A 9,898-nucleotide genomic window follows, 5' to 3' on the forward strand; every position below is an offset into this window, starting at 1 on the left:
ACAGCTTACGCTATACGACCTCTCCCACAAGGGGCGAGGTAAAAGATGGCATAGCTCATTTTGCGATAGATGTCAGAAACTATAAACGCAGTCAATCAAATATAAAAGTATTAATGAAACAGCTATAGATTAGCTCCAACTGCAAAAGATCAACAACTGGGTGGTTGAAGTGAGTGAAAAGTTATCATGTTTAGCTCCTTAATGTCATGTTGGGGAGGGTCACATGTGCCCACATATCACAGGCACTATTTGGTTCTGTTGCGCATTATTTACTTAAGCAGGATAAAGGTCAAGTATTTTTTTAATTTTTATAATATTTACCTAAAAACAATACATTTTTAGTTGCAAAAAGGTGTGGTAATTATTGTTTTCGCTGCTTTGCCATTAACTTATATTTTAAATGCGCCTTGATAGTTTTCCATTCAGAATCGATAATACTATAGACACAAGTATCACGCAGCGTGCCATTATGCATCCTGCGATGGTTGCGCAAAATGCCATCTAATTTGGCACCAATAGACTCTATGGCACGTCGCGATGCAAAATTCAGATGATGCGTTCTAAATTCAACGGCAATACACTTAAAAACTTCAAACGCATGCTCCAAAAGCAGCAGCTTACACGCGACATTAATTGCCGTACCTTGCACTGATTTAGCATACCATGTACTACCAATTTCCAGACGATTTTGCTCATGATCAATGTTCATATAACTGGTCACACCCAGAATTTTGCCACTTTGCTGACAAACGACTGTATAAGGCAGCATACTGCCTTGTTGATATAGGTTTAATCTACGCTCAATATCTTTCTTCATATCTTGAGGTGTTGGTACGATTGTAAACCACAGCTCCCATAAATTACCATCTTGAGTCGCTTGCTCTAAACCGTCTAAATGCGAAAGAGATAACGGCTCCAGGCGCACTAAATCATTCGCTAATATTGTAATCTCTCTCATTTTTTTACTCACTTTGTATTGTTATCAATATAACTTAAGTCAAACGTGGACTAAACGTAGTCTAAACCATAATTCATTATGCTATTACGATATACTAACCAAGTAGATTACGCCCTATAACTAGTGCGCCACATTGGTGAGGTTTTATCTATTAAAGCAGCCACTTGAGTCTTAGGCAAGGTGTTAAAAAACGTCAAGCCAGTACGCTGTTCGACATCTTTGATCGATACACGATATTTCGCGACATCTTTTTTATCAACGCGAGCATTCGGCATAATAAAGGCAATTGCCTTATCTTGTTTTGGCGCATAGACTACTTTGAAGAAATACTCTGGCACCCAGATTTTATTCTTGCCAATTGTTTTATGTGTTTTACTGTTTTTAAATACAGGCCCCGTGTAAACATAGACTTCTTTGTACATCTGTGCCCAAAAGCGCACATCAGACTCAAGCTTTGCCCAACCCTGACGATTAAGCCCACCTTTTTGTGGCGACATATTTGATAGATAAAACGACTGCTTAGCACTTGTTTTATTAAAATCCATCGCCGCATAAGGGGCTAAATGCCCACGGTCATAACCACTTCTTTTATAATCTGATAACTCAGCTCGATATTTTGCCGGCACTTCCGGATCAGGTTGAAATTCATCATGACGCTTGAGTTTACTTGACACTGATTGTGCGGTTAAACGATAAGCAACCCAGCTTGGCTGCTTGGTTTCATAATTATAAGCAGAAATATAACCCTCGCGACAAAGATATAAACTCACCTTACCACCGGGGTTACCATATTTCAGAAAGTCATTGCAGTAATTTGCGGCTAGTGGGATTGCTTTAACAGCACTTCCGCTCACAGCAGCTGCAGTGTTACTTGCGGCAAATGAACTCGAAAATAATGAAGCAGCCAATAAAATCGCTGCAGTATATTTAATAAACTTGTTTAACATGTTTTATCTTTATTATATGCGGGAGCATAAGCGTAACGTGAAATGAAGCGGAGGTTAAGTTTTTTTGAAAAAATACCATTAAATAAGCCCATGACATAATTGTTATAATAAAATCTGCATTAGTTGTATTAATCTAAATACAATATGATCGCCATTTGTTGATACAACGATTGTGTTGGTATTTTTAAAAACTGACTAAATAACTTTCAGCTGATTTACCTAGCAATCGCGAATGCACCTGACTCTTTTGACTAAATGGTTTATTTTATCAATAATAGCTAAAATATATTAAAGTGTATTTATTTTTATCAATGTATATATTTTTTAACAAAATAAACTACCTCTGGCGCCTTATTGCCACGGGATTTTGTTTTTTATTATTCTCTTTAGGGGGGTTACTGTTAGGCTATATTATTATTCCTATGGTATTAATCATTGCCAAAATAATTCGTTTAAAGCAGCAGAAAAAACATATTGCGCAATATTGTATTTATTTAACGTTTCGTTTTTTTACCGCAACGATGTCTGGCTTAGGTCTTATTCGCTTTGACTTTATTGGCTTTGAAAAATTAAAAAAAGACAACGGCACATTAATCATTGCCAACCATCCAACCTTAATTGATTATGTATCAATCGTCTCTAAGCTGCCCTTTTGTGACAATATTGTCAAAGCGCAATTGTGGCACAACCGTTTTGTACGACGCGTTATCTCCACTGCAGGTTACATTCCCAATATCGATCCTGAGCAAACATTTAGTGATATCAAAGCAACATTACACTCAGGGAATAACTTATTGATGTTTCCTGAAGGTACACGTTCTATCCCAAATAAACCTATTGAATTAAAGCGAGGTGCAGCACAAATTGCCATTCGTGCAAATGCGCCTATTCGTATTATTCATTTAAGCTGCGCGCCCAGTACACTGGCAAAAAATGATAAATGGTATAAAATACCCGCGACAAAACCTATCTTTACGTTAACGGTTAAGGATCTTATTGATACTCAAACGATTTTAAATGAGTGCAATCAACTTCCTTCGGTTGCCGCAAGACGGTTGACAAAAATATTACAACAACAATTACAAGGTCATATTGATTAATGAATAACACCCTACTTGAACTGGAATTAAAAGAACTGATTATTGATGTGCTTAATCTAGAAGATATTACTACTGAAGATATTGCCAGTGATATGCAATTATTTGGTGACGAGCTTGGCTTAGACTCCATCGATGCATTGGAGCTTGGCGTTGCTTTAAAGAAAAAATATAACATTGAGCTCAATGAAGACACTGATGATGTAAAAAAGCACTTTGAATCAGTTAAAACATTAGCGCAATTTATTGCGACACAAAATAATAAGGGATAAAAAATGAGTACATCAAAAGCACAAATTCTCCAAGAACTTCAGGGAATATTTGCTGAGTTATTTGAGCTTAATCCACAAGATGTGACACTTGAAGCGCGCTTATATGAAGATCTTGATTTAGATAGTATTGATGCGGTAGATCTTATTGTTTATCTGCAAAGTAAAACTGATAAACAGTTTAAACCTGATGAATTTAAATCAGTGAAAACTGTTAATGATATCGTCACAATCATTGACCAAGAAATTAATAAGCAATAATGTCCTTACGTAGCTTAACTACCCTTATCATCGCTATTGCTATCTTACTCTATCCCTTTGTCATTTTTTTTGGCATACAGTTTTTATCCGTACAAGGGTTAAGTTTAATTATTCTTTGCCTTTTTGGATTACGAGCGATTTTTAGCCACAACAACGATCATAATATCATGCCTAAATATGCGCTATTTACCCTCTCAGGTATTGGTATTACGATCAGTTTATTAGCAATGCTGTCACTCAATATCGTCTTTATTAAACTTTACCCTGTTGCCATGAATCTTGCTTTTTTGAGTATTTTTTTTGCTTCATTATTTGCAAAAGAGAATATTATTTATCAATTCGCCAAAAAAACATCCCGTAAACCGCTAGCGCATTTTGTCAGTGCATACACACGCAAAGTGACGATTGCATGGTGTGTTTTTTTTATGTTAAACGCTTTAGTTTCTTGCTATAGCGCTTTATTTAGTTCATTGCATGTTTGGACAATCTATAATGGATTGGTTTCTTATATTTTGATTGGTGCGTTTTTTGTTTGTGAATTTATTGTGCGCATTTTTGTTAAGAGAAAAAATAGCAAATGAAAGATTACTTAAATGTTTTATTTCAAAAATCAAGTGATGACAAAATCATTTTTTGCCATGGCAAAAAAAATAACTTACCAATACATCTTGGCAAAATTAAACAAATTATATTTCCACTAGCGCATTTTTTAAGCCAACAGAAAGAAACTTCAATTATTCTCTATTGTGACAATATCTATCATTTCTATATTGGCTTTTTTAGTGCCTTGATTACTAACAAGTCGATTATATTACCACCTAATAATAGGTGTGGTATTTTTGAGGATATTACCAATAATGAAGATATTGCGACACTTCATTTTGATGAACAGCGACAATGCTTTTGTTTTAATAAAAAAACCATTGAACTTAATCGTAATGATAACTTAATGTATCAAATAAATGATAGTCTGTTCACTGCGGATATTATATTTTTTACTTCCGGTTCTACAGGAAAACCTAAAAAAATCACGAAGAAATTTAAGCATTTAATCAATGAGGTTAATATCTTAAATAATTTTTTTAATCTTGATAAAGAACAGATGGTGATTAGCAGTGTCCATCATCAGCATCTCTATGGTTTTGTTTTTTACTTTCTCTGGCCATCCTTAACAGGACGCCCTATTTATAGTCAGCACATTGAATTAAGTGAGGAGTTAGCGCAATTAACTACCAGAAATCACCAGTTTATTTTTATCTCAAGTCCTGCGATATTATCGCGTTTAACGTTTGAAAAAGATATTTCTAAAATTACCTGTTTCAGTGCTGGTAGTCTTCTTAAAACAGAAATAGCGCAACAACTAAAAGCTCATCTTCATATGAATGTCACTGAAATTTTAGGCAGTAGTGAAACGGGTATTATTGCTTGGCGCCAACAACTTAATGATCCACTTTGGCAATGCTTTGATGATGTGCAAATTACACAAAGTAAAGATCAGACATTGCGTGTTTATGCCGACTCTTTCATTGAGCCATTTATCGATACGGATGATGTGATTGAATTGATTAAACCTAATCAATTTATTCTACAAGGTCGTAAAGGACGTATCGTCAAACTTGAAGATAAACGTCTGTCATTAAATGAACTTGAAGATCGCCTAAAGAAACACGCTTGGATTAATGATTGTTATGCATTGAAACTTGAAAAATCGCGCGAATATATTGGTATTTTTATCGTATTATCTACATTAGGTAAAGAGCAAAAAGATCATCTAACTGCCTTTGAGTTTAATAACACTTTACGCCACTTTTTAAGCCATTGGTTTGAGAAAATACTATTGCCAAAATCCTTTCGTTATGGTGATGAAATCCCTATTAATGCACAAAGTAAAATTGATCGTGAGGCAATCTTGCAGTTATTTACATATTAAAACTTCAGTTTACAAGTTTAGATCAACCTATTATTATTTGCTGAAAATTATACAACACCATTTTCTAGCATGTCTAAAATCAACTATCAATATCATCACATAGGTATTCCAACGACAGAGAAACACACTGATGAACGTTATAGCTCATCATTTAAAATGTATACAACCAAGGGACACAATCCCTTTCGTATTCAATACCATCGATTTGAAGAAGGATGTCCTTTGCACCCGCTCATTCAGACCAAAACTCATGTCGCTTTTAAAGTGGATAGTCTAGCTGAAGCCATTAAAGACCAAAAAGTTATTATGCCAGTATATGAACCTTTTGCAGGATTTAAAGTTGCTATGATCGAAGTCGAAGGTGCGCCTATTGAGTTAATTGAAACAACATTAAGCGAGCAAGAAATCTGGAATGATGAACATAAAAATTCGGTTATTTATCCTGAATAATATTACACAAAACTAATATCAAGACTTAAGCCAAGCACTGCAGCAGCACGCTGCAAGGTTTTAATGGTTAAATTTTTACGCTCACCTTTCTCAATACGCCAATAATTTTGGTAAGGTACACCAAGCGCTTTAGCAACTTGTGGTGCACTCATACCTTTTGCTTGCCGTGCTTGCTTTAGCATAATTGGAATTGCGTACTCTATTGATGGCGCAATCATATAAATATCTTTGCCTTTTACTTGTTTTGGCAATTCAATTTTATCTTGCTCTATGGCATAACCCACAAGTAAGTCTATTACTTCATGTGCATTCTCAAAGGCTTCCTCAAGCGTATCAGCCTGACTAAAACCGCCTTGATAATTAATAGATTCAATGAGGTAATATTCTCCATCATCGCTATGTTTAGTAATTTTAAATGGATATTTTAACATTTCTTTACCACCTTAAAATTTTAATTTAGTTTGCTTTTCTATTGATTTAAGCAGACCGATTTTCATGTCTTTATTACCATGCACTGGGATGGTTATTGTTACTCTTGATTTAATCAAAATATGGTGAGAACCTTTAACTCTATGTAATTCCCATCCATTTTTTAATAGTGTTTTTAAAACATCTTTTCCAGAAACAGGCATTGTTATCATCAAATTACTATGGTTGCCTAAGAATAACATAAAAATGTTACAAATCAAGATCTCATAGTTTAAGTTTCTTTTATATCCCTATCATTAATCATGCTGAAAACCTTATATTTCCAAGGTTTTTATTATATTGAGAAAAAATTTTCACTTTTTTTATAAAAATACTAACACTTTTAAAATCCTTTACTATACTAGAGATGTGTTAGGTGGGTCGTCATCCTCCCTCCCCTCCTTAGATAACCTTTATGTCGTCAAGCACATAGAGTGACTCACCTACACAACGATCACCTTTACTTACTTCTTCTACTGATTCTATAATCGCTCTAACATTGCTTTCAATAACTGATAAAACTCGCTAACTGTGTCTATTTTGACTTTTTCATCAGGCGAATGCGCACCTTCTATCGTTGGTCCTATTGAAACCATATCCATGTGAGGGTATTTATCAACGATAGCACCACACTCTAAACCGGCATGAATCGCTTTGATATTCGCTTCTTTAGAATAGAGTGCAAAATAGCTCTCTTTGGCAATTTTAAGCACATTAGAGCTCATATCTGGCTTCCAACCAGGGGATAGTTGGGATTTGTCAAAAATCGCATTATTTTGAGTTGCTATACGCTTGATGGATTGCATAAAATTATTGATCGCTAAATTATTATCACTGCGCGTGTAAACGGTAATAACAATATCATTATCTTTTAATTTAATTGAAGATAAATTATTTGAGCTCTCCACCAGATTTGGCATCGCTGTACTCATCGCTAAGACACCTGAATGTATACTTGTTAATACATTTAACAAACGATGCTTTAAATCATTATTGAATGCCGTTTTTGCCGTTGTTACTTCGTTGATTGTTAATGCAAAATTAGGCTCATTTTTTTGATAAATTGCATACCAGTTATCATAGTAATTGGTTAAAGCTTCTTTTATTTGCGGTATATCTTCAACTTGAGAAGAAATAATAGCCTTAGCCTCGCGTGGAATAGCATTTGGTAGATTACCTGCTTTGATTTCGTTAATGTTATATGAATAATTTTGATCGAGATCATCAAGCATCATACTCATAAATTTGGCAGCATTAATACGTGGTTTATCAATATCTAAACCTGAGTGCCCACCTTTAAGACCATTGATAATGATTTCAATACTTTGAAGTGAAGATGGTTGCTCAATGGTTTCATTTTTAAATCTCATTGTCGCAGACTGTGATCCGGCACAACCGACATAAATATCTCCCCAGCTTTCTGTATCTAGATTGATCATCGTATTGGCCGTTAATAAGTCTTTACTTAAATTATTAGCACCAATTAACCCTCTTTCTTCTGAAGCGGTAATTAATATCTCAAGCGCTGGACGCTTGATCTCTTTATCTGTCGCTGCTGCCATTGCTGCGGCAATGCCTATACCGTTATCAGCACCTAATGTTGTCCCTTTAGCTTTAAGCCAACCATCAATAATCTCGAGCTTTAAACCATCCTTTAGAAAATCAAATATTACGTCTTCATTTTTTTCGCAAACCATATCTTTATGTGCTTGTAAAACAACTGATTTGTGTGATTCATAGCCTTTTGTGGCCGGTACATAAATCACGATATTATCTGCCTGATCAATCTTCGTTTTAAAGTTATTTTTTTCAGCCCATGCCAATAAATAGGCTTTGATTTTTTCCTCATGGAATGTCGGTCTTGGAATTTGAGTTATTTCGATGAAATATTGCCATATAGATTCATTTTTTAATGTTTCTATATTTAATTCGTTAACCATATCAACTGCTGCAGTCATCGTATTCCCCTGTATTTTATTTACAATAATAACTACCGCAGTCTATCAGATGAATAAGTATAAAAAAAGCAGCACAAACAACCTTTATTAGCAGTTATAGTCTATGCTAAGGACTTAATAGAGAGAATAATAAGAGGATGTAATTATGAAAAAAACAACATTGTTTCGACTATCTATATCAGGACTTTTAGCTCTTAGCTTAACTTGTTTAGTAACCAGTTGCTCTAAAAATACAGAAAATAAAATAACAGCCAAGCCTGATTTTCAAGCAATTACCAATGTTAATGATCGTAAACAGGCATTTATTGACTATATGTTGCCATTTATTCATCAAGTACAAAAAGATGTCTTAAACCAAAGACAGGCATTAGAAAGTATGGTTGCAATACTTAGTCAAAATAAAAAGCTTTCTAAGCGTCAGCAAAATCACTTATCTAAATTATGTGAACAATATAAAGTTAACTTTGATGAAAATTCACTAAATCAAACGCTTAAAGATTTACTCATAAAAGTTAATACTATCCCAACAAGCATGGTTCTTGCACAAGCAGCGCTTGAAACTGGCTGGGGAACCTCACGCTTTGCTGTTGATGGTAATAACTATTTTGGTCAGCATTGCTTTACCAAAGGTTGTGGTATTGTTCCTAAACAACGTAGAACGGGTGCAATTAATGAAGTTCAAGTTTTCCCATCTCCTAAAGATAGTGTGCAATCTTATTTTAACTTACTGAATACAGGTACTAATTTTCAAGCGTTTCGTGTATTACGTTCACAGTTAACCAAAGAGGATAAGCCAATAACAGGTAAAGATCTCATTAAAACTTTAGTGCATTATTCTGAGCTTGAAGATGGTGAATATGAAAAACGTATTATTTCAACCATGGACTACAATAACTTATATCAATATAACTGATTTACAAGCGCTATAGTACTGGTTTAGCTTACATCTCGGCACACACATCATCTATTACCGCTGCTTCCTTCCGGATCTGACGGGGTTCATAAACTAGTGTCGCAAGAGAACCAAACCAGTGGTTGCCATTATTCATATTTTCATAAGTCTTTTCAATCATTATTTTGAAATAATTCACAGATCACCTTTTTAATCGTTTTAACTTTGATAAAACATTCACAGTTTGTAAAGTGAGATTATTATATCTGTTTATAAATAATTTTATTAAGTTCTTCTCTTTTTTATTTTTATCCACTTTCCTTTTTATTTTTCCCTTTCCTTTTTTTAAATAAAGAATTTATTTTTTATTTGTTTTTTCTGTTATTGGTTTGTGGATATTTGTGGATAAACTATCTGAAAGCCTTTTAAAACATTGATTTCCCTTGTGTATACTTTTGTGGATAATGGTGTGCATTTTCTGTTTATCGGTTGTGGACTTTTAATTCTTTTCTCTTGTGTGAAAATTTTCCACAAAAAAATCCAAAGGGATATGAACATCCTTATGCACATACTTATTCACAATGGAATTAACAACAAATTCACACCATTATCCACAAAGTTATCCACAGACTTTTATCTCAAGCATTGCATGCTGTGAAAGCTTTGAT

At 34.2% G+C, this 9,898-nt stretch carries 12 protein-coding genes and 1 other RNA gene; 7 read left to right on the forward strand and 6 right to left on the reverse strand.

The window, feature by feature from the left end; translation table 11 throughout:
- Window positions 1–361: 361 nt before the first annotated feature.
- Both ACZ5V8_RS11310 and ACZ5V8_RS11315 read right to left on the reverse strand, forming a co-directional pair.
- Window positions 362–958, reverse strand: a complete 597-nt coding sequence (locus tag ACZ5V8_RS11310; RefSeq protein ID WP_464217848.1) for a GNAT family N-acetyltransferase — start codon at window positions 956–958, stop codon at window positions 362–364.
- A 107-nt stretch (window positions 959–1,065) separates the two neighbouring features.
- Window positions 1,066–1,905, reverse strand: coding sequence for a DNA/RNA non-specific endonuclease (locus ACZ5V8_RS11315; RefSeq protein ID WP_464217849.1), 840 nt, complete (start codon window positions 1,903–1,905; stop codon window positions 1,066–1,068).
- Between the two features lie 311 nt (window positions 1,906–2,216).
- Between ACZ5V8_RS11315 and ACZ5V8_RS11320 the strand changes: the two genes are divergently transcribed.
- The 6 genes from ACZ5V8_RS11320 (at window position 2,217) to ACZ5V8_RS11345 (ending at window position 5,912) form a co-directional block, all read left to right on the forward strand.
- Complete coding sequence (locus ACZ5V8_RS11320; RefSeq protein ID WP_464217850.1) at window positions 2,217–3,005, forward strand: lysophospholipid acyltransferase family protein; 789 nt, start codon at window positions 2,217–2,219, stop codon at window positions 3,003–3,005.
- Window positions 3,005–3,274 (forward strand): phosphopantetheine-binding protein, encoded by a 270-nt coding sequence (locus ACZ5V8_RS11325; protein ID WP_440617529.1) that lies wholly within the window; start codon window positions 3,005–3,007, stop codon window positions 3,272–3,274. Before ACZ5V8_RS11320 ends, ACZ5V8_RS11325 begins: the two co-directional genes overlap by 1 nt.
- A gap of 3 nt (window positions 3,275–3,277) precedes the next feature.
- Window positions 3,278–3,532, forward strand: coding sequence for an acyl carrier protein (locus ACZ5V8_RS11330; RefSeq protein ID WP_440617530.1), 255 nt, complete (start codon window positions 3,278–3,280; stop codon window positions 3,530–3,532).
- Window positions 3,532–4,113 (forward strand): COG4648 family protein, encoded by a 582-nt coding sequence (locus ACZ5V8_RS11335; protein WP_464217851.1) that lies wholly within the window; start codon window positions 3,532–3,534, stop codon window positions 4,111–4,113. The genes ACZ5V8_RS11330 and ACZ5V8_RS11335 overlap by 1 nt, the downstream gene beginning before the upstream one ends.
- A complete protein-coding gene (locus ACZ5V8_RS11340) occupies window positions 4,110–5,462 on the forward strand; it encodes an AMP-binding protein (protein ID WP_464217852.1) in 1,353 nt (450 codons plus the stop codon). Before ACZ5V8_RS11335 ends, ACZ5V8_RS11340 begins: the two co-directional genes overlap by 4 nt.
- A 69-nt stretch (window positions 5,463–5,531) precedes the next feature.
- The gene (locus tag ACZ5V8_RS11345) at window positions 5,532–5,912 is read left to right on the forward strand and encodes a hypothetical protein (protein WP_440617533.1); all 381 of its coding nucleotides are present in this window, start codon (window positions 5,532–5,534) and stop codon (window positions 5,910–5,912) included.
- A 2-nt stretch (window positions 5,913–5,914) separates the two neighbouring features.
- On the opposite strand, the gene ACZ5V8_RS11350 is transcribed toward ACZ5V8_RS11345, so the two are convergent.
- The 3 genes from ACZ5V8_RS11350 to pepD all read right to left on the reverse strand — a co-directional run bounded on the left by ACZ5V8_RS11350 (window position 5,915) and on the right by pepD (window position 8,338).
- Window positions 5,915–6,343 carry a helix-turn-helix domain-containing protein gene (locus ACZ5V8_RS11350; protein WP_464217853.1) on the reverse strand — a complete coding sequence of 143 codons (429 nt, stop codon included), beginning with the start codon at window positions 6,341–6,343 and terminating at the stop codon, window positions 5,915–5,917.
- A 12-nt stretch (window positions 6,344–6,355) separates the two neighbouring features.
- Entirely contained in the window at window positions 6,356–6,544 is a 189-nt protein-coding gene (locus tag ACZ5V8_RS11355) for a type II toxin-antitoxin system HicA family toxin (RefSeq protein WP_440617535.1), read from the reverse strand.
- A 318-nt stretch (window positions 6,545–6,862) separates the two neighbouring features.
- The gene (pepD, locus tag ACZ5V8_RS11360) at window positions 6,863–8,338 is read right to left on the reverse strand and encodes a beta-Ala-His dipeptidase (protein WP_464217854.1); all 1,476 of its coding nucleotides are present in this window, start codon (window positions 8,336–8,338) and stop codon (window positions 6,863–6,865) included.
- A 145-nt stretch (window positions 8,339–8,483) separates the two neighbouring features.
- On the opposite strand from pepD, the gene ACZ5V8_RS11365 reads away from it, so the two are divergent.
- The gene (locus tag ACZ5V8_RS11365; RefSeq protein ID WP_464217855.1) at window positions 8,484–9,251 is read left to right on the forward strand and encodes a glucosaminidase domain-containing protein; all 768 of its coding nucleotides are present in this window, start codon (window positions 8,484–8,486) and stop codon (window positions 9,249–9,251) included.
- Between the two features lie 18 nt (window positions 9,252–9,269).
- Here ACZ5V8_RS11365 and ffs read toward each other — a convergent pair.
- An RNA gene (ffs, locus tag ACZ5V8_RS11370) (signal recognition particle sRNA small type) lies at window positions 9,270–9,367 on the reverse strand.
- Between the last annotated feature and the right edge of the window lie 531 nt (window positions 9,368–9,898).

It is taken from the genome of Cysteiniphilum sp. GTC20157 (assembly GCF_055396795.1).